The organism is Lentzea fradiae, assembly GCF_900100955.1.
GTDB lineage: Bacteria > Actinomycetota > Actinomycetes > Mycobacteriales > Pseudonocardiaceae > Lentzea > Lentzea fradiae.
Genome location: NZ_FNCC01000008.1, coordinates 457,917 through 479,571 on the forward strand (window position 1 = coordinate 457,917; position 21,655 = coordinate 479,571).

At 69.2% G+C, this 21,655-nt stretch carries 18 protein-coding genes and 1 pseudogene; 7 read left to right on the forward strand and 12 right to left on the reverse strand.

Annotated features, from left to right (window positions below; translation table 11 throughout):
- Positions 1-24: 24 nt before the first annotated feature.
- A complete protein-coding gene (locus tag BLT23_RS21555) occupies positions 25-1,239 on the forward strand; it encodes a cytochrome P450 (RefSeq protein WP_090051597.1) in 1,215 nt (404 codons plus the stop codon).
- Positions 1,240-1,418: 179 nt separating this feature from the next.
- On the opposite strand, the gene BLT23_RS21560 is transcribed toward BLT23_RS21555, so the two are convergent.
- The gene (locus BLT23_RS21560; RefSeq protein WP_218133822.1) at positions 1,419-2,255 is read right to left on the reverse strand and encodes a peptidoglycan-binding domain-containing protein; all 837 of its coding nucleotides are present in this window, start codon (positions 2,253-2,255) and stop codon (positions 1,419-1,421) included.
- Positions 2,256-2,924: 669 nt separating this feature from the next.
- Here BLT23_RS21560 and BLT23_RS21565 point away from each other — a divergent pair.
- On the forward strand, positions 2,925-5,669 hold the full coding sequence (locus BLT23_RS21565; RefSeq protein ID WP_090051598.1) for a type 1 periplasmic-binding domain-containing protein: 2,745 nt from the start codon (positions 2,925-2,927) through the stop codon (positions 5,667-5,669).
- A 330-nt stretch (positions 5,670-5,999) separates the two neighbouring features.
- Here BLT23_RS21565 and BLT23_RS21570 read toward each other — a convergent pair whose 3' ends face one another.
- The 7 genes from BLT23_RS21570 to BLT23_RS21600 form a co-directional block, all read right to left on the reverse strand.
- Positions 6,000-7,607, reverse strand: coding sequence for a cellulase family glycosylhydrolase (locus BLT23_RS21570; RefSeq protein ID WP_090051599.1), 1,608 nt, complete (start codon positions 7,605-7,607; stop codon positions 6,000-6,002).
- A 170-nt stretch (positions 7,608-7,777) separates the two neighbouring features.
- Positions 7,778-8,137 carry a hypothetical protein gene (locus BLT23_RS40850; protein ID WP_176946828.1) on the reverse strand — a complete coding sequence of 120 codons (360 nt, stop codon included), beginning with the start codon at positions 8,135-8,137 and terminating at the stop codon, positions 7,778-7,780.
- Complete coding sequence (locus BLT23_RS21575; RefSeq protein WP_090051600.1) at positions 8,097-8,618, reverse strand: DUF3291 domain-containing protein; 522 nt, start codon at positions 8,616-8,618, stop codon at positions 8,097-8,099. The genes BLT23_RS40850 and BLT23_RS21575 overlap by 41 nt, the downstream gene beginning before the upstream one ends.
- Before the next feature lie 32 nt (positions 8,619-8,650).
- Complete coding sequence (locus BLT23_RS21580; protein WP_090051601.1) at positions 8,651-9,310, reverse strand: helix-turn-helix transcriptional regulator; 660 nt, start codon at positions 9,308-9,310, stop codon at positions 8,651-8,653.
- Between the two features lie 847 nt (positions 9,311-10,157).
- On the reverse strand, positions 10,158-10,907 hold the full coding sequence (locus BLT23_RS21590; RefSeq protein ID WP_090051603.1) for a GH12 family glycosyl hydrolase domain-containing protein: 750 nt from the start codon (positions 10,905-10,907) through the stop codon (positions 10,158-10,160).
- Positions 10,908-10,947: 40 nt separating this feature from the next.
- Positions 10,948-11,334 (reverse strand): DUF4436 family protein, encoded by a 387-nt coding sequence (locus tag BLT23_RS21595; RefSeq protein ID WP_090051604.1) that lies wholly within the window; start codon positions 11,332-11,334, stop codon positions 10,948-10,950.
- Between the two features lie 474 nt (positions 11,335-11,808).
- Positions 11,809-12,579 carry a metallophosphoesterase gene (locus BLT23_RS21600; RefSeq protein ID WP_090051605.1) on the reverse strand — a complete coding sequence of 257 codons (771 nt, stop codon included), beginning with the start codon at positions 12,577-12,579 and terminating at the stop codon, positions 11,809-11,811.
- Positions 12,580-12,671: 92 nt separating this feature from the next.
- On the opposite strand from BLT23_RS21600, the gene BLT23_RS21605 reads away from it, so the two are divergent.
- Genes BLT23_RS21605 through BLT23_RS21620 form a run of 4 tightly spaced genes read left to right on the forward strand, consistent with a single transcriptional unit; the run spans position 12,672 to position 17,478 of the window.
- Positions 12,672-13,232, forward strand: a complete 561-nt coding sequence (locus BLT23_RS21605) for a hypothetical protein (RefSeq protein ID WP_143035996.1) — start codon at positions 12,672-12,674, stop codon at positions 13,230-13,232.
- A gap of 8 nt (positions 13,233-13,240) precedes the next feature.
- Positions 13,241-14,230 carry a tetratricopeptide repeat protein gene (locus BLT23_RS21610; RefSeq protein WP_090051607.1) on the forward strand — a complete coding sequence of 330 codons (990 nt, stop codon included), beginning with the start codon at positions 13,241-13,243 and terminating at the stop codon, positions 14,228-14,230.
- Between the two features lie 6 nt (positions 14,231-14,236).
- Positions 14,237-16,417, forward strand: coding sequence for a S8 family serine peptidase (locus BLT23_RS21615; protein WP_090051608.1), 2,181 nt, complete (start codon positions 14,237-14,239; stop codon positions 16,415-16,417).
- Positions 16,414-17,478, forward strand: coding sequence for a M48 family metalloprotease (locus BLT23_RS21620; protein ID WP_090051609.1), 1,065 nt, complete (start codon positions 16,414-16,416; stop codon positions 17,476-17,478). Before BLT23_RS21615 ends, BLT23_RS21620 begins: the two co-directional genes overlap by 4 nt.
- 464 nt (positions 17,479-17,942) lie before the next feature.
- Here BLT23_RS21620 and BLT23_RS21625 read toward each other — a convergent pair whose 3' ends face one another.
- The 4 genes from BLT23_RS21625 to BLT23_RS21640 all read right to left on the reverse strand — a co-directional run bounded on the left by BLT23_RS21625 (position 17,943) and on the right by BLT23_RS21640 (position 21,266).
- Positions 17,943-18,425 (reverse strand): hypothetical protein, encoded by a 483-nt coding sequence (locus tag BLT23_RS21625; protein WP_090051610.1) that lies wholly within the window; start codon positions 18,423-18,425, stop codon positions 17,943-17,945.
- Complete coding sequence (locus BLT23_RS21630; RefSeq protein WP_090051611.1) at positions 18,422-19,702, reverse strand: WXG100 family type VII secretion target; 1,281 nt, start codon at positions 19,700-19,702, stop codon at positions 18,422-18,424. The genes BLT23_RS21625 and BLT23_RS21630 overlap by 4 nt, the downstream gene beginning before the upstream one ends.
- Entirely contained in the window at positions 19,699-20,004 is a 306-nt protein-coding gene (locus BLT23_RS21635; RefSeq protein WP_176946859.1) for a type VII secretion target, read from the reverse strand. The genes BLT23_RS21630 and BLT23_RS21635 overlap by 4 nt, the downstream gene beginning before the upstream one ends.
- A 446-nt stretch (positions 20,005-20,450) precedes the next feature.
- Positions 20,451-21,266: a metallophosphoesterase gene (locus BLT23_RS21640; protein WP_090051613.1), complete on the reverse strand. Its 816-nt coding sequence runs from the start codon at positions 21,264-21,266 to the stop codon at positions 20,451-20,453.
- Between the two features lie 110 nt (positions 21,267-21,376).
- Between BLT23_RS21640 and BLT23_RS21645 the strand changes: the two are divergent.
- Positions 21,377-21,655 (forward strand): annotated as a pseudogene (locus BLT23_RS21645) (IS982 family transposase); the annotation flags it as partial.

The window sequence follows — 21,655 nt, forward strand, 5'->3', positions numbered from 1 at the left end:
CCTCGACGAGAAGGTGGGACGACGATGACGAAACCGGAAACCCGGCAGGTGGCGCCAGACCGCCCCGAGGTCGACTTCGACCACCACTCGGCCGACTTCCGCGAACGCAACCACGAGATCATGGACGACCTCAGGTCGCGCTGCCCGGTGGCCCACACCGAGGCGCACGGCGGCTTCTGGGTGCTCACCGACTACCAGTCGGTGACGTCCGCGCTGCGCGACGACGAGCTGTTCAGCTCCCGCCCGTCCGTGGGCATCCCGCCGTCCCCGATCCCGATGCCGATCCTGCCCGCCGAGACCGACCCGCCCCTCACCGGCGAACTGCGCGCGATCACCGCCCGCCACTTCTCCCGCGCGGCCGTTCAGGCGGCCGAACCAGCCATCCGGGAGATGACCGGCGACCTGATCGACCGGTTCGCCGGGCGAGGCGAGTGCGACATCGTGACCGAGCTGGCAACCCCGTTGCCCGCCCGCGTGATCCTCTCGATGCTCGACTTCGACCAGGACCGCTGGGCGGAGTGGGTCGAGTGCGTGCACGCCGTCCTGCACGACCGGACCACCGAGCCGGAGAAGGCGGCCGAAGCCGCGGGGAAGATCTTCACCACCATCACCGAGGAGATGACGCGGCGCACCGAGAACGGCCTCGGCGACGACCTCCTCAGCGCCATCATGCGCGGCACCGTGGAAGGCCGCCCCCTCGAAGCGATCGAGGTCATCATGTACGCCTTCGTGATGTTCCTGGCGGGCATGGACACCACGAGCGGACTGCTGGGCAACGCGCTGGTCGAACTGGACCGGCGACCGGACCTGCGCCGGCGGTTGATCGAGGACAGGTCGCTGCTGGCCACGGCCACCGAGGAGTTCCTCCGACGGGACACGCCGTCCCAGGGCCTGGCCAGGACGGTCACCCGCGACACGACGTTCTTCGGACAGCGGCTGAACGAGGGCGACTCGGTGCTGATGATGTTCGCGGCCGCCAACCGCGATCCCGCCGTCTTCGACCGTCCGGACGAGATCGACCTCGACAGGCCGCACTACCGGCACCTGGCCTTCGGCATCGGCGCGCACCACTGCCTGGGAGCCAACCTCGCCCGCACCATGTTCCGCGTCGTGCTGGACGAGATCCTCACGCGCCTCCCGGACTTCCGGGTCACCGGGCCGGGAGAGCGCTTCGCCGACGCCGGCGAGATCCACGCCCTGCGCAGCCTGCCCGTCGCCTTCACGCCCAGCCTGTCCTGACCGGACCGGCCTTCACCCGGCTGACCCGACGTCCGGACGAAAGCCGGTCGTGCACGGCCTTCCACAAGGAGCGGAAGACCCGAGCCGGTTCAACGCGCGCATGACGCCAACCTCAGCGGAACCGCTCAACCGTCCTACCCCGGCGATCGCCGGGGTAGGACGGTGACCCGGCCCGGTGTTCAGCGCGAACGCTGGTACTCCTCCCAGGTGCGGATCGTGACGCGAGGCCCGTCGTCGGGTCCGTGGTTGGCGAGACCGTTGAACCCGAGGTAGTAGTCACCGACCTGGTTGCGGGCCTGGGTGGCCTGGTCGGTGTCGTTGATCGCCACGCCGTGGATGTGCCACGGCCAGTTGCCCTGCGACGGGCTGCGCAGCCAAGCGGCGAAGCCGACCTGGCGCAGTGCGCGGACAGCGGCGGTGCGGGTCGCGGTGGACATGCCGTCGACCTCGATGTCCACGGCGCCACCGCCGTCGTGGGTGCCGGCGGAGGTCGGGTCGCCGCCGGGGTTGTAGGAGCCCTGCGACAGCACGAGCCTGCGTCCCAGCAGGCGTTCCGCCTCGGTGAGCATCGACTGCGTGCGGGCGTTGACGACGTACCCGTCGCGCTGGACCTTGGCGCCCGGCTTGATCACGTTCGAGACGGTGTACCTGCCCTCGCCGAGCTTGGCCAGCGAGGTGGCGCCGGGCAGGCCGTTCGCGTCCAGGCCGGTGTAGCCGAGCGAGCGCTGGTAGGCCGCGTACGCCGAGATGGTGGTGGTGCCGAAGTAACCGTCGACCCAGCGGGCTTCCAGCAGGTTGCGTGCCTGCAGCGCCCGTTCGACCGCCAGCACGGACGCCTTGGCACCCGGTGTGAGCGTGTCGTCCGCGCGGCGGGGGTCGATCTGGGCGGCCAGGACAGTGGCTTCCATGTTGACGACGGGCAGCGCGGCGGTCGCGACCGGCGTCGCGCTCAGCGTCAGGCTGCCCAGGGCGGTGAGGGTCGCGATGACGCCCCAGGTCTTCGACTTCGTTTCCATGCGGTGGTTTCTCTCTGTTCGGTCGAACGCGGCCGCGTCCGGATCGGCCGCCGAGGCAGCGTGAGGCGTTGCCCGAGCAGAAGGATCGAGCAGGCCGCTGACAAAGACCTGACACGCGGCCGGTTCCCGTGCGGCTTGCGCGGACCGTTCCGTTCACTCCGGCTTCTGCGACATCTTCGGCGTCACCACGGGGATAAGAACGCGGCCCTGGCCGGCAGGCCGTCTATCGTGCGGCGCCAGTCAGAGCCCCGGGGAAGGGAATCCCGGTCCCTGAACAATTCGACGTCCGCGCGTGTAGGACCGCAACCCTGAATCGTCGTTTCGGCCGCCGGAAGAGCAATAGATGGACAAAAAGACGACATCGCGGGCCGTGGACGTCGCCCTGCCGCAGGTCGGCCCGGCAGCGGTGCACGCAGAGCTTCTGCCTGTCCGGCGGGGGGAGCAGGGCGTGGCTCGTAACACGGAAAGGTGAACCAACGGCGAAGCCCGGCGTTTGACGCTAGAAAGGAGGGGCGGCATGTGTTCGACTCATGGGGGGTGTTGTCTCGTACGTGTATTCCGCAGGTCGGTGGAATACGCGGCGACATTGCTCTTTCGTGACCGCGGGTGCAGACCAGGAGTTACAGTCGGATTCCCCATTCGGGAGCGGCCTCACGTCGGAGGAGAACGGTGATCGAGATCAACACTGCCGAGCTGCCGTCGTCCGTCGACGTCATGGACGAACTCCTGAAGCTGGTCCAGGGCCTGACCGAGCGTCCGAGGTTCGGCGAGCTGCCAGGAAGGCGGCCAGGCGCCCGCGCCGGGAACGACCGGGGCATCCCCCTGCTCTGCCTGGTTCGCGAGCACGGGTCGGCCGGTCTGCTGAAGGTCCTGCGCACGCACCTGCTCGACGCCCACCCCGGCCGGATCCCGCACGCGTACCACAAGTTCCCCGACACCGAGGGGGAGAGCCTGCCGCCGGACCAGGTCGCGGAAGTGGGCGCGGTGCTGGCGGCGGTGGCCCGCGAGCTGTCCGGAGCGGCCAACGCACGCTACGGGCGGCATGAGTTCCCGCGTTTCCGGCTCGTCTACTGGTTGATGAACCAGCCGGCGGAGGACGGCGAGCACGAGTCGGCCACGAGCCTGCTGACCCGGCTGCGCGAACGCGACCTGCGCGGCCGCACCGAAGACGACCTGATCCCCCAGGAGGCGATCGACACCGCCGCCGACGCCGTGCCGTGGTGGGCGCGCGTCGCGCTGAAGGTGTTGCCCACGTTCCTGTTCCGGGCGAAGCTGCGCGGTCTGGTTCCGGGCGGGGAGTACCGGTGGCTGCTGCGCCAGCCCTACCTCGCACCGCACGACCCCGGCACGTTCCTCGGCTTCGCCGAACGGCTCACCGGCACGCTCGCGCCCGGCCGGGGCGCGGAACCGCACGAGGACGCGGGGCAGCTCGCCAAGCTCCTGGTCAACGCGTTCCTGGAGGACGTGCGCCGGGACTACCGGCGCACACCGTGGCGGGTCAGGTCGGCCCGCCGCACCGTCTACCCGGTGGTGCTGCTCGACGGCATCCGCCGCGACAACGGCGGCTACGCGCTGCTGAAGCTGATCAACGACGTGCGCAACGACACCGGCTCGTTCGACCCGCTGATCATCATCAGCGGCAGCGAGAAGGTGCCGCCCGACGCGGCGGCGGCGGACGAGCGCGCCCCGGCGTGGGTGGAGAACGCCGGGCGCGCCTACGAGACCTGGACGCACAAGCTCGCCGCGAACAGCCGGGCCCGCCGGCCGGCGGCGTGGTTCCTGCCGCTGCGGGTGCCGCCGGTGGAGATCAAACCCGGCGACGTGCGGCCGCTGGCGACGCTGACCGTCCGGCCGGCCCCGTTCTGGTCGCGGACGTCCTTCCTCGCGATGGTGGTCGTGCTGCTGCTCGGAGTCGTCGCGGCGGGCGGGTACTGGCGGATCACCGCGGCCGCGGCGGAACGCGACACGCACTGCGGGTTGTCGCCGGGCGACGCGAACTTCGAGACGCTGACCAAGCTCGGCGAGGCCGACTGCGTCGGCGTGAGCAGCAGGGCGATCCCGCTGCTCGACGGCGGGACCAGCGAGCTCAGGGACCGCTTCATGCGGGTGCAGAAGCAGATCGCCCACCAGAACGAGCAGGTGGACCAGGCCAAGGAGGACAAGCCGGAGCGTCCTTTCGCGACGGTCGTGTACGTGTCGGCGATGAGCAGCCAGCCCGAGACGCTGGCCACGAACACCGCGCGGCTCATGGGCGTGGCGGCGATGCAGGCGCGGTTGCTGGACGACCACGGCAACGGCCATCCGCTGATCAAGGTGTTGCTGGGCAACGCCGGCCGGACCATGCAGTACGGCGACAAGCTCGTCGAGCACCTGAAGACCTGGATGCGCCGCGACCCGACGGTCGTGGGCGTGCTCGGCCTGGCGCAGAGCCGCGAGACCACCCGGAAGACGATCGACAAGCTGGGCAGGCAAGGGCTTCCCACGGTGGCCGCCACGTTGTCGGCGAACGGGTTCCCGGCGGTGTCCTCGCGGTACTTCCAGATCTCGCCGACCAACGACAGGGAGGCGCGCGTCGCCGTCGCGTACGCGAACATCAAGTACCCGGACCACAACAAGGTCCGGATCGTGCGTTCGGCGGACGAGACCGACCTCTACTCCGCTGACCTCGCCCAGAGCTTCCGCGCCCGCTTCGCCGACAAGAGCCTGGGGAGGACCAGGGAAGTGCTCCCGGACCTGGCCTACCGCCCCAGCACCGAGAAGGACCACACGGACGCCCGCGTGATCGGGCAGCAGCTCTGCCAGGGCACGCCGGACACGCTGGTCCTCTACGCGGGCCGTCCCGGCGAGTTCGTCGACCTGCTGGACGGCATCGCCGGTTCGTGTGCCGGGCAGCTGGCCATGCTCACCGACGACGACATCGTGCGGTACGCCGCCGACACGGAACTGCGGACGAAGCACCCGAGCGTCACGTACGACGTGCTGTCCTTCGCGGTCGGTTCGAACTTCTGCACCGCGAAGGAGGACATCTACCGGAAGATGCGGCAGATCTTCGAATCCGACTGCAAGGACGACCCGAACCTGTTCGTAGACGGCCAGGCCACGCTCGCCTACGACGCCCTCGACCTCTACGCGCACGCCATGAAGGAACTGCTGCCGGTCACCAGGCCGTCGTCCGGCGACCTGTGGAAGACGATCAGCGACATCGGCCGTCCTCCGGTGAACCCCGGCCCCGCCCGCGACGCCGCTCCCGATCCGAGCAGCCTGCCGGTGCTGGAGGGCAAGAGCGGGAGGATCGACTTCCGGGGAACGCAGGTCCCGCAGGAGAAGCGGATCGTGATCCTCCACGTCGCCCAGGGAGACCCGCCCGTGCTGCACGCGACCTGCGACGAGACCTGCGTCCTGTCGCCGTCCTGAGCCGGACCGGCCTGCCGGCTCGCGTGTCTCAGCGAGCTCGACCGTCCTCGCCGGTGAGGGGAGGGGACGCGTCCTGAACCGGTCTCCGGCTGCGCGGAAAGACTCGGTGTTCGCCGGACGCCGCGACGAGCTCGAGGCGATGAGCCACGCGCTGCGCAACCGGCTCGCCCTGGCGCAGGTGGAGGGTGAAGCGGGGATCGGCTCGTGCACGAGCTGATCGCGTCGGCCGAGCCCGATGGACTCACTGTCCTCGTGCTGGTGGTCGAGGACCTGCACTTGCTGGGTCACGCCGGCCGCGGTGGCTGGTGCGGGACCGCGGCCGGCGTGCTGTCAACTGGTGCAGGCAGCCTGATTGAGGCTGACCGCCGAGGGAGTACCTGCGGTGCCGTTGGCGGTGAAACCGAGCGACACGGCCGCGTCGGGAGCCAGGGACGGGCTGTAGGACGGCGCCGTGACCGTGACCGTGGTGCCGGACTGGGTGAAGCTGCCGTTCCAGCCGCTTGCGACGGTGGCTCCGGCGGGCAGGGTGAACACGACCTTCCACGGGTTGGCGGCGCTCGTCGCCTTGTTGGTGACGGTCAGGGAACCCTGGAAGCCGCCCTGCCACGAGTTGTCGAGCTTCCAGACCGCCGTGCACGCGTTGGTGCCGCCGGATGAAGTCGTGGTCGTCGTCGTGGTGGTCGTGGTGGTGTCGGGGACGTTGGCGACGGGTGGGATGAGGTAGGGCTGGAGGATGTTCTGCTTGGCCTGGTTGACCGTGGTCCAGTCGTCGCCGAGGATTCCGCCCGTGTCACCGGAGTTGGGGTTCCACGACCAGTAGGTGAACGACATGCCGTTGACGCCGGTTCCGGTGTAGGCCATGAGGTTCTCCAGCCACACCTTGTCGACCGGGTTGGCCAGGGTGGTGCCGAACTCGCCCATCATCAGCGGCGCGATGTTCTGCTTGTAGAGGTAACCCCAGTACTTGTCCCAGATGGCGGGCAGGTTCGCCGGGTAGTCGGGCGCGCTGAACCACGGCTGGTCGTAGACCGAGGTGGCGTACTCGTGCGGGGAGTACACGAGCCGGTTGGGCACGGACAGGCGCACCGGGAACTCGCCCGCCTTCGACAGGTTGCCGCCCCACCAGCCGCAGTCCTCGTCGTTGGACGTGTCCCCGTCCCAGACGTTCGACAGCCCGCCGCTCGGGCAGCTCACCCCTTCGACGAAGATCAGCCAGTTCGGCTGCACGCTGAGGATCGCGTTGCCCGCGCGCTCGGCGGCGAGCCGCCAGTCTCTGGCGGTGTCGCCGCAGCCCCAGCACGAGCCGGTCGCGGCCGGGTTGGTGCCCTCGGCGTGCGGCTCGTTGTGCAGGTCGGCCCCGATGACCGTGGTGTTGCCCGCGTAGCGCTGGGCGAGGGTCTTCCAGTCGTTGATCCAGGTCGACTCCGGCACTCCCGCCGTGTACCAGAGGGCGGTCTGACCGGCGCTGGTCGGCCGGTGCCGGTCGAGGATGACCCGCATGCCCTTCTGGCCCGCGTAGTCGATCACCTTGTCGAGGATCTGCAACGGCGACAGCCCGATCAGGTCGGGGTTGGTGTAGTCGTTGATGCCGGTCGCGGTGGCGCCGGGCTTCAGCGCGTCGTTGGAGAAGGGGACGCGCAGCGTGTTGTAGCCCAGCTGGGCCATGTGGTCGAGCTGCTGACGCCACGTGCGGCTGGACCACAGACCGTGGAAGGTCTTGTTGTCGGTCTCCATGCCGAACCAGTTGATCCCGGTCAGCCGAACCGTCGTGTTCGTGCTGTCGACGATCTTGTTGCCGCTGGTGTGCAGGTAGCCGACGCCCGTGCCGCCCGCCGCCGCCACGGCCGCGGGCTGTCCGGCCGTGCCCATGACGAGCATCCCGCCCATGGCCACCAAAGCCGCGGCCAGCGCGCCGAAAGCTTTGTTCCGCCGCTTCATCTGTTCTCCTCGCGCTCACGCCCCACAGGACTCTGGGAGCGCTCCCAGGGTCGGTGCGGTTTCCGCGAGCGTCAACGAGGTGTCCGGATCTCGCTCCATCTTCGACGGTGATTCGATTCGAAGAACTCCGCTCGCGACGTTCTCCGGTTCTTCCGACGCCGAGCGTCCCGTTACCCCTCGTTGTCGGCGGCATCGCCGCACTGCAGTGCAAACAGGGCAAACCGTCCTTTTGGGAGATTGCTGCGGGCTGCCAGATCGAACGCCTTGTGGTAGCTCGAAAGAATCTTCTCGACGGAGTCCTCAACGAGTATCGGCATGCTGCCTGCCCTGTGCGGATGTAATTTCGGCACGCACAGGGCCGACGTCGAAGGCATGGGTGTTCGCGCACCGTGGCGTCGCTTCGTCGTCTTGTCCTGCGTCTGGCGGCCGAGAACTCTTCGTGGGTTATCGCGCATCCTGACCTCAAGGTCGTGCTTCGGAGGGTGCTGGTCACCCGGTGGCGCTCTGCCGACGGTGTAAGCCTTGGTCATGTCCGTCGGTGGTCACGACGCCGAGACCCGCGTCCTCAGGCGTGTACGTGTCTCTGAACCCGAAGGCGCTGGGCGACGGGCCGTGCGCGCGCAAATGGTGCAGTCGCTCGACCGCCTCCTCGACGGTGGGCACGTGGCCGGCCGGGATCCACCACATCACCTGGAACGCCGTCTTCGGTAGGTCGAACCACTCGGCGCGGCGCCGGAGCACGTCCAGGTGGCCGCTGCGGTAGACGTAGTCCCACAGGCTGTCACGACTCTCCCAGACCGACATGTTCACGATGACGTCCGCGCCGAGGGTGGTCTGGATCGCGGTGGCGTCGTTGCTCCCGTCGCCGACCAGTCGCCACACGAATCCGGGCGACCTGTCGGCGGCTTCGTTCAAGGTGTCCAGCATCGACGTGAAGCCGTGCGTGAGCGGGTGGTCCAGTGGATGTCTCAGGGTGCCGACGTTGAGCTGGGCGAGGTGGTGTCCGGCCATGCCATCCACCTCACCATCCGCACCACTCTATGTCAATCATGATTGTTTTTAGAAAGCTCGACGGTGACGCAGCACATCCCGGGCTGCGGATCCAGGCGGGCCCGCAGCCCTTCGGCGTCCTCCAGCAGACCTTCCAGCAACGCCAGGTTCATCCCGCAGATCAGCGCGGGATGCCGCTCCGAGAGAACGTGGAACGGGCAGTTGGCCAGGCGAACGACAGCGCCGTCCGCGTCCGCGCGCGGCTCGTAGCCGCGCACGGACAGAACGGCCCGCACCGCGTCGAGGTCCTCGATCGGTCCGGCGGCGGCCCGCGCGGCCCGTCCTTCCCGCGCGGCGGCGGCCCGCAGCTCGACATCCAGCCGGGCGTCGTCTGCCACCGCGGCCAGCAGGTCGGCGGCGGTGCGGTAGTCCCGGGCGGGGACCGAAACGTGGTGTTCGGCGCCGGATCGGCGGTAGAGCTTGGCCGGTCGCCCGGCGCCCGGGCCCGAACGCCCGGTGAGCCGTCGGCTCTCGGTGACGAGCAGCCCGGCGTCGACGAGCTTGTCGAGGTGGAACGCGGCGAGCGTGCGGCCGACCCCGGCGCCCTCGGACGCTTCGTTCCGGCTCACCTCGTGATCCTGGGCGACTACGTACTCGTACAGCTGCCGCCGGACGGGGTCCTGCAGCACGACGATCGCCTCGATGTCCTCCATTCCGCCATTCTAAGAACAACGCAGGTTTTCATTAGAATCTGCGGTGACGGGCCTCGCCGATGTCGCGTTCGATCCGGTCAGGTCTCAGGGGGTTGGGGCCCGGCTCTCAAGGGTGCTGCGGCGGCAAGAGATTCGGCGGGTCCGGCTCGGGCATCACCTGATCACCGACGCGGGCGGCGCGTGGAACACGTCACCACGGCCGTTCATCAGGATCAAGACCGCGACGGCTGCCGGAGCGGATCTCCTCCGCTGAGGAACAGGGGAGCCGGACGAACCCAGGAGGGCGGCAGTACGCCCACAAGGGACGTGACGATCACGAGTCGCAGGGCTGAGCGCAGTTCGGTGAGGTGGACCGCCGGCTCCGACTCGCAGACGGCCGGCAGACTCGGCGGCGGGGTGCAGGCGGAGAGCGTGTCGGCTACCAGCAGGACGGTCAGGCAGAACTGCTCGGCCGTTCCGCCGCGGGCCGGTCCAGGTCGACGCCGCGGCGGAGTTCCTGCTCCAGTCCGGCCGGCATACCCCGGTGTCGCTAAGACCGAACTGGTCCGCAACGCCCCGCCGGCTGATCACCTGGCTCAATCCGGTGATCAGCCGGCCGGCCGGCGGGCACGCTTCCCGTCCTGCGGGTCGCCACGACCAGTCTGTCCTCGGCGAGCAGCACTACGGGCCAGGCGGACTGGCCGAGCGGCGCGGCCACCCAGGGCCGGTCACCTCCCGCCCTGACTCCTGCGACCTGACCGTGCGGCAACGCCTCCGGGCCGTCTGGGAAGACCTCACCGGCGTGCGGTTCCCGGTCGGCCGGGCGTTCAGCCGTGCTGTGAGCCGCTCGCACGGTCAGAGCCGTGGCTCAGCCGCTGACCGAGGCCGAGAAGTTGTCGACCGCCAGGCCGGTACCGCCGTTCCACGGCTCGAACCCCGCCTGGATGCTGGTCAGATACCAGGAGTTCGTGATCGCGCCGCGGGCGCGCACGTCGTTGATGAAGTCGAGCACGCTGAACGACCACGAGTTGATCGGCGACGGCGCGACGTAGGAGATCACGTTGTTGGAACCGTTGCTGCCACGCCACACCTGCCAGCTGCGCCCGCCCACGGTGGCAGTGCCGACCGCGCTGCCGATCGGCTGGATCGAGCCCTGGCGGTTGAACCAGATCATGATCTCCATCTGGTTCACGCCGTTGGTCTTCGGCGTCGGGTCGAGCCAGATGTCGTACGAGGCGTTGTACGTGCCGCCGGCGTACCGGTAGTTGATCGACGACGTGGCGCTGCGGATTCGGCTGACCTGCATCGGCAGGGTGGAACTGGGGGAGCAGTTGGAGTAGTGGCAGCCCAGGAACACCGACGGGTACGACACCGGCGCCCCGTTGGTCGGCGCGGAGCCCTGCTGGCTGGTGATCTGGAAGCCGGATGACGTGACGTTGATGCACTGCTGCGCCGAGGTGCCCCACCGGTTGTTCTGCACCACGTAACGACCCTGGATGGTGGTCGACCCGTACTGGTCGCAGATGGTCACATCGGCGTTGGCCGGACCCGCTGTCGCGACGAACGTGCTCGCGACCAGCAAGCCGGCAACAGCGACGGCACGAATGGTCCTTCGCATGATGACTCCAAATGGCAGGTCCTATGGGAGCGCTCCCAGATTACCGAGATGTCAATAGGAGTTCGGATTCGTCGAATAACCGCGTGGAGGTCCCGGCAGAACTGATGCGGCTGGTCGTTCCCGGTTTCCCACAGCGGGGTTCCGCTCGCTGAGATGCGGGCGAGCCGTCGAACACCACGTCGAATCGACGGACTTCCCGCCGGCTTGCCTGGATGACCACACCGGTGGTGATGAGGAAGAGAAAGATCAGCGCTTCGATGATGAAGAAAGCGCCGAAGTCGACGGCCGATCCGATCGGCGGCTGGCCGGGCACCGCGTTCCTCGGTGGCACCAGGGCGAGGAGCAACGCTCCCATGAAGCTCATGATGAAGCCGACGAAGGCGAACATGCCCGTGGTGCGATCGGCCTTCGCGCTGAACTCCGGCACGCCGGTTCCGGACTCGGCCTGACCGGGTTCGACGGCGAAGAACGAGTCGGCGCTGGTGAAAGCGATCCCACGGGCACTTCCTCGGCCGCGGTCTCGTGACCTACGACCGAGCCGTGCGCAAGGACGCGTTCTGGTTCTACAAATCGCAGTGGACCGACACGCCGTTCGTGCACCTGAACAGCGCGCTTGACCTCGCGCACGACGGGCGCCACGCCCATTCGCGCTTATGTCACAACGGACAACGTGCTGAACGGTGTGGCTATTGCGGCTACTCCTGCCGCCGACCGCATCTACACGTGCCGATCACGTTGCGGCCGGGCGCGAACACCGTGACCATCACCGGCACGCGAGATGGCCGTGGCTATTCGGACACGGCCACTTGGACGTTGAGCCAGCCGTTGAAGGCGGAGAAGATCCGCGCGAACTCGCAGGGCTGCTGCGGGAGATCCGCAGGACGAAGCTCCTCTCCCGATCTCAGGCCGGTTCCTGGACCTCTGCACCCTCGATGAGCAGCGGACGCCACCGCTCGGCGCCCTCCCGACCGTGTCCGGGATCCACCCCGACGAACAGCCGCCCGCCGACCCGCACGCGCACATGGCGCGCCTCCCAGTCGACGGTGGTGCGCTGCCTCACCCGTCCGTCGCACCGCCAGCGCTCGTGCTTGAAGTCCACCACCGTCGAATGTCCGTGGATCTGCCCGAACGGAACGATGCCTCCGTACCGCATCCACGGCTCGTGCAGCGCGGCCCCGGACTCGGCCCACAACGGCCCAGCCGACTCATCCCGTGCATGCGCCCCCATGTCCCAGATGAGTTCAGGCCGCTCGTTGAGCAACTCCGCGGCCTGCGCGGCCGAAGCCGGTTCACCCAACCGCCGCCAGGCCGCGAGAGTCAGCCCCGCATGCGTGAGCAGGTACTCGTCCCCACCGGTCGTGATCGCCGCCGCGACCCGCATCCGCCCGTCCGCCCACCACGTGCGCAGCATCTCGACGCCCCGCGCCGGCAGCGGTTCGTTCCAGAAAGCCGTTGCGCCAGGCAGGTATTGCGCCTCGTGGTTGCCCGCCAGCTGCACCCACCGCCCGCCGAGCAACGGCGCGACCTCGTCGAGGACACCGAGGCTGTCCGGCCCGCGGTCCACGAGGTCGCCGACCTGGATCACGATCACCTCGGGCGGCAGCCCGCGCAGTGCCTGCCGCAGCTGGTCCGCGTGCCCGCCGACGTCCCCGATCACAGCGATCTCCGCCATCAGACCTCCATGCCACGACACTACGGACGGCCGCTTCGGTTTGTTCGCGGATCCGCAGACCGATCACTCCCTCGCCCGCTAGACTGGTCACTGTGGGTGACGATCTGTCGTCGTCGAGTGAACGGCGTTATCGGGCGGCACGAACCGCACTGGACGCCGCACTCGGCCGGGCGCGCCGATTACGCCAGGACGAGGCCGGGGACGTGGTCGTCCAGGCCAGAGCGGCTCTGCTCGAACTCGCTCCGGCCCAGCCGACTCCGTGGTGGCCCGGTGGCTGGGTGTGCCCGGGAGAGCCGCCGGCCCTGGTGTTCCAGACCGAGGCCGAGGCGCTGGCGGCCAGGCCCGACTCCGTGCCGCCGAACGAGTGGCCGGTGCGCTGGACCGCCGTGCTGTCCGGAGACCAGGTCCTCGACGAGGCGTTCTGGGAAGACCGGCCGAAAGAGCGGGTTCTGGGCGCCGGGGCCGACCTGGCGCAGTGGCTCGCCGCCGCCGCCGCGTCCGGCATGGTCGGCAACGCCGCCTACGACGCGGTGAAGTTCGCGGTCGGGAAGCCGCGCGAACCCGATGAGGTCCCGGACGGCGAACCGCGCACCCTGCGCCAGATGGACATCGACGTCCCGCCCGGTGCGCCTCCGGTGCTGGGACAGGACTGAGGTGAGGGTTGAACGTCTTCGTCCTCTCCCACCGGTGCGGGCACTGCGTGCACCGGCAGGTCGCGTTGAGCGACGACGAGTACGAGGCCAGCTGGCGGGGCCGCGTCGGCAAGCCCTGCCCCGTGTGCGGTGTCCGCCCCGAGGAGAGCGATCTCCAGATCATCCTGCCGAAGGACGACGTTCAAGCCTGGAAAGACGGTTTGCTGCCGTGGGGCAAGGCGAACCAGCCGCACGCGAACTTCGCGGCGTTCAAGACCACCTCCGCACCGGAGACCGTGCGGGGTGAGATGGCCAAGACGCTGCGCGACCGCATGTACGGCGACGCCTCGCGCAAACGCAAGGAGGAGTACACCGCCCTCAGCAAGGCGTTCGCCTCCATCTTGGGTCTCCAGTTCGGCATGGAGGCGGAGAAGGCCGGCGACTACGAGCGGGCGGTGATGTGGCTGAAGAGCGGCGCGGAGAACGCCACGGATCCCGACGCCGCCGCCGGCTGCTACCTCTACCTCGGCCTCACCCAGCAGAAGCTGGGCAATCTGGCGAAAGCGCGCGACGCGTTCCGCTCGGTGCTCGGCTACTCCTCCGCACCGGCGACGATCCGGTGCGCGGCGGGGGACCAGCTCGGCAACGTCCTGAAGCAGCTCGGCGACCACGCCGGTGCGCGGAAGGCCTACCAGGCGGTGTTCGACAGCCGCGACCCGGACTTCTCCGCGAAGGCCGCGCTCAACCTGGGCACGCTGGAGGACGAGGCGGGCAACCACGAGCGGGCGAAGTCGCTGTGGGAGTACGCGCACAAACACGCGAAGCGCCAGGACAGCGTCAAGGGCACGGCCGCCTACAACCTGGGCTGGTACTGGGAAACCCACGGCGACCCGGACAAGGCGCGCCCGTTCTACAAGTTCGCGGTCGCCTCGAACTGCGGTGAGGCGACCACTCGCGCGGCCGGTCGGCTGCGCGGCCTGCCGAAACGGCGCCGCGGCCTGTTCGGGCGACGGGGCTAGCCGCGCATGGCCGTCCTGACGCTGGTGGGTCACATCCCGGAAGACGGCGACCGGGCCGCGGTGCTCGCGTTGCTGGACAACACTTCCGTGCGCGACGGCGTGGTCTCGGGCGAGACCGACGAGGCCAACCTGGCCGAGCTGCGCAGGCTCGGGCTGGTCGTGCACTCCGCCGGAGTTCCAGGTACCGCACCGGAACCGCCGCTCGCACCACCGCCGCGTCATCCGGTCGCCGGATCGCTGGCGATGCCTGCCCTGACCGACAGGCCCAAGGCCGAGCAGCCGGACTACGGCGAAACCGTGGTCCTGCGCACGGTTCCCGTCCCTCCCGCGGACTGGGCCAGCCGGCTCGCCGATCTCGGCTCGACGGTGCTCGAACGGGTCGGCGACCAGCGGTACGTCGTCCTGCTGCCCACCGGTGGGACGGCAGCGGCCGCCGCGCTCGACTTCGTGGCCGAGGTCCGGCCTTATCGGCCGGGGGACACCGCGGATGCGAACAACGTCGTGCTGCCCGGCGGCCCGATGCCGGGCGCACGGCCGGTGAGCTACGAGGTCCTCGCCCACCGCGCGGCCGACCTGCCCGCCATCCGCGCCTGGCTGGCGGCGCGCGGCTGGCCGGAAGACGGTGCGGGACGGCGCAAAGTCCGGTTCCGGTGCCCGTTCGGCGACCCCGGTCTGCTGGAACTGGTCGATCGCCAGGACGTGGCCGCTGTCGACCTCCACGTGCCGCCTGCCCCGCTCAACGACCACGCGCAGCGCATCGCCGGCCTGCGTCCCGCCGTGCCGGAGCTTGCCGGGCTGACCGGGGCAGGTCAGCTCGTCGGCGTCGCGGACACCGGCGTGGACGAACGGCACCCGGACCTGAAGAACCGGCTGCGCACCGTCGTGGCACGCGGGAGACCGGGCGACGCCAGTGATCCACACGGACACGGCACCCACGTGGCCGCGACCATCGCCGGCGACGGGTCGGCGTCCGGTGGTGAGTTCCGCGGCGCGGCGCCGGGCGCGGGGGTGTTCTTCCAGTCTATTTTGGACGGTCGAGGGCGGCTCGGCGGGCTGCCGGTCGACCTCAACGACCTGCTCGCCGAGGCCTACGACGCGGGCGTGCGGATCCACAACAACAGCTGGGGTGCGGACGCGGGCTCGGTGTACCGGATGAGCTCGCTGGAGGTCGACGAGTTCGTGCACGAGCACCCCGACCTGCTGGTGGTGATCGCGGCAGGCAACGACGGGCGGTCGGTCGCGCCCCGGCACGTCCCGCGCGGGTTCGTGGACCTGTTCTCCGTCAACGCGCCCGCCACCGCGAAGAACGCGCTGACCGTCGGTGCGAGCCGCAGCAGCCGCGCCCTGCCGGACCTGACGTGGCGGCAGTGGCGGCCCGACGCGTTCCCCGACGCGCCCATCGGTGACGAGCGGCTGGGCGGTGACGCGGAGGCGATGGCGGCGTTCAGCAGCCGCGGCCCCTGCCAGGAGCACGATCGGATCAAGCCGGACCTGGTGGCGCCGGGAACGTGCGTGGTGTCCGCCCGGTCCTCCGCGGCGCCCGACTCCACGTTCTGGCACGGCTGGGACGACAACTACGCGGTGCTGGGCGGCACGAGCACGGCGGCCCCGCTGGTGGCGGGTGCCGCCGCATTGCTGCGCGAGTGGTTCACCGGCCTCGGCCACGTCCCGAGCGCAGCACTGCTCAAGGCGACGCTGGTCAACGGCGCGTGCTGGTTGCGCGGCGCGGACGCGTGCGCCGACCACCCGCACGCGCCCAACCACCACCAGGGATTCGGTGCGCTGGACCTCACGCGCACGTTGCCCGCGTTCTTCACCGAAGGCCGGTCACTGCGCCGGCTCGGCCAGACCGCGCGCCTGACGTTGCGCGGCGTGCCGCCCGGTCCGTTGCGGGTGTGCCTCGCCTGGACCGATCCGCCCGGCCGCGGCATCCAGCACGCGCTGAGCCTCGCCGTGCGGCGGCCCGACGGCCAGCGGGTGCTCGGCAACGAACGCCGCCGCACCACCTACGCAACCGCAGACACGGCGAACAACGTGCAAGTCGTGCGGATCGACGACGCGGCACCCGGCGACTACGCGGTGGAGGTCACCGCGGTCTCCGAGCTGCTGTTCGGACCCCAGGACTTCGCCCTGGCCGTGACGTGCGGCCCGGTGGACGAGGCAGACGACCTGTGGAAGGCCGGATGAACGACGCTCTGGTGCGCGAGTACCGGGAACTGCTGCGCTCGCACGGCGTGGAGCACCTGGTGGAGCGCAAGATGACGCCCGAGGAGTACGCCGACGTGGTGGAGTCGGTGCGGCGCCAGCTGGCGCAGGCGGCAGCCGACTACGGCGAGAAGAACCTGCTGGGTGAGACCCCGCCGGACGACGTGCTGTCCGGTCGGCACGACCCGCACGCCAGACGGGCGGAGAAGATCGAGAGCGCGGTTCGCGGGCTCGGGCTGGACCTGCCGGGACCGGTGCACCTCGGCGAGTGGCCGCACCACTCGTTCAACGCGCAGGCACGCCGGATGCGCAACGGCACGCTGCTGCTGGTCAACGTCGGTGTGCCGATGCTGCTCACGGAGGTGGCGCTCGCTTTGAGCACCCGCGTCGTGATCGTGGACCCGGAGGGTGGCGGTGACTGGCCGCCGAGGCAGACGGAGACGCACGAGCGACGGGCCAAGCAGGCGACCGAGAACCTGGCCAACTCGCTGGCGGCCTACCTCCTGTACACCGACTCCCGGAAGGGCGGTCGGCAACAGCTCGACGGCACCGGCCGCGGCGCGATCGCCTTCATGGCAGCAGACGCCGCGCAGCTGTTCGCCGTGGCGCACGAGTACGGGCACTTCCTCGCCGGTCACCTGGACCAGCCGCGGCCGACCGGCTCGGAGTGGCTGCGCAAAAGCCACGAGCAGGAGTTCGAGGCGGACGAGATCGGGATGCTCCTGGCCCTGGAAGTCCAGAAGGCGGACGAGCAGATCGCCGGTGGGCCGTTCCTCCGCACGAACATCGCGGTGCTGGGCGCGTTCCTCTTCTTCGCCATCGACCATCTGCTCACCCGCGTCCGCGACGAGGTACCGGAGCTGGGCGCGCACCGGATCGTCTCCGACCACCCGCGGTCGGACCTGCGTGCCGCCGCCCTGCGCAGGACGGTGGTTGAGCTGGAGGGGCCGGACGTCTTCCAGTTGGCGGACGCTTTCGTCCCGAACCTCGCGGCCCAGGAGGACCACGTGATCGCGAGCCTGCGCAGTCTGCTGCGGGGGTGAGGCCGGCAGGAGTGGACCGCGCAGTCCATCCGGGCTGTCCATCCGGCCGTGATCAAGCAAGGCAGCCTGACGCATGTGAGCAGACCGGAGAACGGCCAGCCGGGGCGGACGCTGACGCCACGCGGCGCCGCTACCCGCGCGCGCATCGTCGAGGCCGCCGACTTGATGTATGTGAAGGGCGACGACGCTGGACGACGCCCGCGCCGCGAGCAACACGGGCAAGTCGCAGCTCTACAACCACTTCCAGGACAAGGAAGAGCTGGTTCGCGCTGTGGTCGCAGTGCGCTCCGCACTCGTCCTCGAACGGGAACGCGGCTACCTCCAGCGGCTGAAGTCGTTCCGCGGTGGTCGGTCGCACGCTCATCGGCAAGAGAGCGCGGAGCTTTGCCCCACCGGCTGCACCTCTCGACGCTGTTCGCGCCGAGCTGCGCCTCAGGAACCGCACCGGGTGCCTGCCGTAGGCATCAGGTCCCGGTGGCGACAAGCACGAGGGCACGGTCGGCCGGCACGAGGTATGCCTTGGCGAACCATTTGTCGGCGCTGAAAGCCTGGTCGAGTCGATCGCTGGTGAGGAAGCTGCCGTCGGGCAGCTCACCGCGCAGGCCATCGACGACGTCCGGCGTCTTGCCTGCGGACTCGGGGCTGTACGCGGACCTCAGCTCGTCGATCTTGCTCTCCGGAAGCGTGATCACGGCGTCGATCCAGTAGGTCGACGGGCCTGGTGCGCGGTCGGAGCCGAGGGTGCCCGACATCCAGCGGGCCTGCTCCGGAGTGCCCAGTGCCGCGAACCGCTTGGTGAGCGGCTCGAGGTCGGTTCGCAGCTCGCCGGTGCCGGACTTGCCGGCGACGTCGGTGGTGCGCACGTTCGTTCCTCCGTTCCACAACGACTGACAGCCCGCGGTCAGCACCGCGCACAGCAGCACGGCGGTCAACCTGGTGAACCTCACCGGTGCTCCCTGGGGTTGTCCGGGGTCGGTCCCCGGTCGCGGCCCGATCCGCGTGGCTCACGATCCTCGCCCGGCTCCCCGGTCGGCCCAGCGGGTGGGGGGCCGACCTCCCAGGTGACGGTCCTGGTGATCGTGCCGTGCGTGTCGAACGGCTTGGCCCAGCCGATCTCGGTGAAGCGGCCGTTCTCGTCGTCGCCGGCGCCGGTGGCGATGTCGGCCTGGCCGCGGTTGAAGTTGTACCGGTCCTCGGCCTTGACGGTGATCTCCATGGTGACCTTGTTGCCCTCGACCCGGACGTTGGAATGGCTCCACACCTGGTAGCCGCCGACCGCTTTCTGCCAGTTCTCCGTGGTCGGATAGGGCTGGGCGACCGAGGCATGTCCTGTCATCGGGAAGTTGGTGTTGCCGCTGCGGATGAGCTCCGCGGCCGCGGCGGCGGCGCGGGTGATCTCGGAGTCGACGCCCTGGCGGATGCCCGAGTCGTCGCGGTACGCCTTCTCGTAGTCGAACTCCTTGGGCTCACCGGTGTTCTTCCAGTAGTGCTCGTACATCTCGGTGCCGTCGGGCATCATGCCGAGCGCTTGGGCACCGCGGAGCTTGGTGAGCCACTTCGCCTTGTCCAGGTGGTCACCAGTCGTGGACTCCTTGGAGTCGTAGACGAAGTCCTCGTCGAACTTGATGTCCGGGCGGTCGGGTGGGCCGATCCGGTAGTGGCCGTCCTGCGTCTTGTTGCTGACGTCCGCCTCGGCGAGGCTCGTCGCGCCGCCGTCGGAGATCTGCGCTTGCTCCGCTTTGGTGAGCGCGCTGTTGAGCACCGCGTCGACCTCGTGGGCCGCCCGTAGGATCCGGCCGACGGCCTCGGCGATCTCTGCACGGAGACGGGCTCGCTGGTGCAGGCTCTCCGGCGTGTCCTGCGCCTCCGGCGGACGTTCGTCGATGACGTCGCCCTGAGCGCTGATGGTGAACTGGTTGGACGCCGCGGCGGAGTCGGTGTTCTCGACCTCGTGGCGGAGCGCGGTGAGGGCGTCGGCCGAGTTGTGCAGGGTCCGCAGCACGGTGCCGGCTTCGGCGACTACGTGTTCCGCGCGGTCGACGAGGGCGGCGAGCTTGGTCTGTGCGGCCGTCGCCGCGTTGCCGTGCCAGTAGACGGGGCCGAACGCGAGGTTGAGCTCGTCCTGCAGGCCGATGATCTTGTGTTTGCGCGCCTTGACGGTGGCGGCCGCGCTCTCGATCGCGCCCGAGTTCCAGGTGCGCACGTCGTGGTAGGTGAAGGTCATTTGAACAACCAGCCCAGGATCGAGAGGTCGTCCTCCGCGGCGTTCTCGTCCTTCTCGTAGCGGTCCGCAGCGGCGCGGACGTCGGCGGCGAAGTTCGTGATCTCGCCGGCCCACGCGGCGAGCCTCGCGTCCCAGGCTTTGGCCAGGTTGGGCGCGGTGGCCGCGGACAGCGAGCCTCGCATGCCCGCCGGGATCTCGGCCGGCCCCTCGCCCAGCCTGACCTGCTTCGCCTGTTCGCCGGCGCTGACCGCAGACTCCGCGGCCTTGCGCAGCGCGGCGATGTCTACCTCGTATCCACCCACGTCCACTCCTCCGATCGCACCATAGCGTTTGCCGTCAAACAGCGCAGCGGAATGGCGAACTATCCATGTGGGTCTGATCTGTTTCGCGCCGCGCCGTACACGTCCGTTCAGGGCCGTTGACCTGCGGTTTGACGCAGTTGACCGCAGTTCAGGTCGACCCGAGGACTCTTTCTGTGTGAACTATGGCACCGATACCGCTCTGACCTGCAGAAACATGACTCTTGCAGGTTGGTGCGGGTTCGTTCAGGTCCATTGAGGACCGTTGAGGTATGTTCAACATAAGGAGTTGCTCCCAGCCTGCTCCCACGCCGTGCTCCCAAGGCCCTTGGGGTTGTTTCGCATGAGGTCGGTGTGCGCCCTCGGCGCATGCCAGACGATGGGCAGGCGAAGTGTCTGAGTTCCGCGCCGTTTGAGACTTTCGCCGAGCGAAAAGAGCTGGGGTTCGGCTAGGACTGGGTGGGCGCGGCGGTGAGCAGTTCGGCGGTCTGGAGAGTCAAGGGTTTCCATTGTGTGGCGCCGGTGCGGCCGTGGCAGGGATCGACGCCGATGAACACGCGCCCGTTGACGCGAACCCGTACGTGGCGCGCCTGCCAGTCGACTTCGGCGCGTTGGCGGATCCGGCCCGTGCATCGCCAGCTCTGGTCGGGGTAGTGCACCAGCGTTGAGTGTCCGTGGATCTGCGAGAAGGGCACTATGCCGTTGTAGGTCATCCACGGTTCGTGGAGCGCGGCGCCGGATTCTGCCCACAGTGGACCGGCTTGGTCGTCACGGGCGTGGTGACCGGTGTTCCAGATCAGCTCCGGTCGCTCGTTGAGTAGCGCCGCGGCGAGCGTCGCCGATCGAGGCTCGCCCAATGCCCGCCAGTTGGTCAGGGTCAGGCCGGCGTGCGTGATCAGCGATTCCTCACCGTCCGGCATGCGTACGGCTGCGGCTACCCGCATGCGGCCGTCGGTCCACCATTCCCGCAGCCGTCGCACGTCGGCGCCGGTGATCGGATCGGGCCAGAACGGGGAGCCGCCCGGCAGGTGCTGTGCTTCGTGATTACCGGTCAGCTGAATCCACTGCTGAGGGTGTTCCGCCAGTAGGCGCGCCACGATGTCGAGCACCCCGGTGCTGTCCGGACCGCGGTCGACGAGGTCTCCGACCTGGATCACGATCAGGTCGGGAGGCAGTCGTTCTCCGTTGACGCCCAACAGGTTCAGCGCCCACCGCAACTGCTCTGCGTGGCCGCCCACGTCTCCGATGATGGCCAGCCTGCCCACAGTCGCCCCCAGAGTCGTCCGCTCTCACAAACACTAGATGATTGATTCCGTTTGGCTCTTGAGCTGAAGGCGGTCCTGAGACGCAGGAGGAGGGTGTCAAGATCAGGTTTGTGACGACCGATCTGGACACCCTCCTGACTGCACTTTACGTGTTCTGCGATGACCACCTGACACCACCCGAACGCAGACGTCCCGGCCGGCGCAAGAAGCTCTCCGACGCGGAGTTGCTGTGCCTGGCCGTGGCCCAGGTACTGCTCGGCTTCCCGTCGCAGCACCACTGGCTGCGTTTCGCCTACGGCAGGCTCGGGCACCTGTTCCCGTACCTGCCGCACCAGCCCGGCTACCACAAACGCCTGACCGCGGCGACACCGCTGATCCTGCGCGCGATC

Coding starts and splice junctions, on each gene's coding strand:
- BLT23_RS21580 (WP_090051601.1), bottom strand. CDS start 9,310: ATGGAGGACATCGAGGCGATCGTCGTGCTGCAGGACCCCGTCCGGCGG.
- BLT23_RS21615 (WP_090051608.1), top strand. CDS start 14,237: ATGGCCGTCCTGACGCTGGTGGGTCACATCCCGGAAGACGGCGACCGG.
- BLT23_RS21630 (WP_090051611.1), bottom strand. CDS start 19,702: ATGACCTTCACCTACCACGACGTGCGCACCTGGAACTCGGGCGCGATC.
- BLT23_RS21570 (WP_090051599.1), bottom strand. CDS start 7,607: ATGAAGCGGCGGAACAAAGCTTTCGGCGCGCTGGCCGCGGCTTTGGTG.
- BLT23_RS21575 (WP_090051600.1), bottom strand. CDS start 8,618: ATGGCCGGACACCACCTCGCCCAGCTCAACGTCGGCACCCTGAGACAT.
- BLT23_RS21620 (WP_090051609.1), top strand. CDS start 16,414: ATGAACGACGCTCTGGTGCGCGAGTACCGGGAACTGCTGCGCTCGCAC.
- BLT23_RS21590 (WP_090051603.1), bottom strand. CDS start 10,907: ATGCGAAGGACCATTCGTGCCGTCGCTGTTGCCGGCTTGCTGGTCGCG.
- BLT23_RS40850 (WP_176946828.1), bottom strand. CDS start 8,137: ATGACCAAGGCTTACACCGTCGGCAGAGCGCCACCGGGTGACCAGCAC.
- BLT23_RS21600 (WP_090051605.1), bottom strand. CDS start 12,579: ATGGCGGAGATCGCTGTGATCGGGGACGTCGGCGGGCACGCGGACCAG.
- BLT23_RS21555 (WP_090051597.1), top strand. CDS start 25: ATGACGAAACCGGAAACCCGGCAGGTGGCGCCAGACCGCCCCGAGGTC.
- BLT23_RS21560 (WP_218133822.1), bottom strand. CDS start 2,255: ATGGAAACGAAGTCGAAGACCTGGGGCGTCATCGCGACCCTCACCGCC.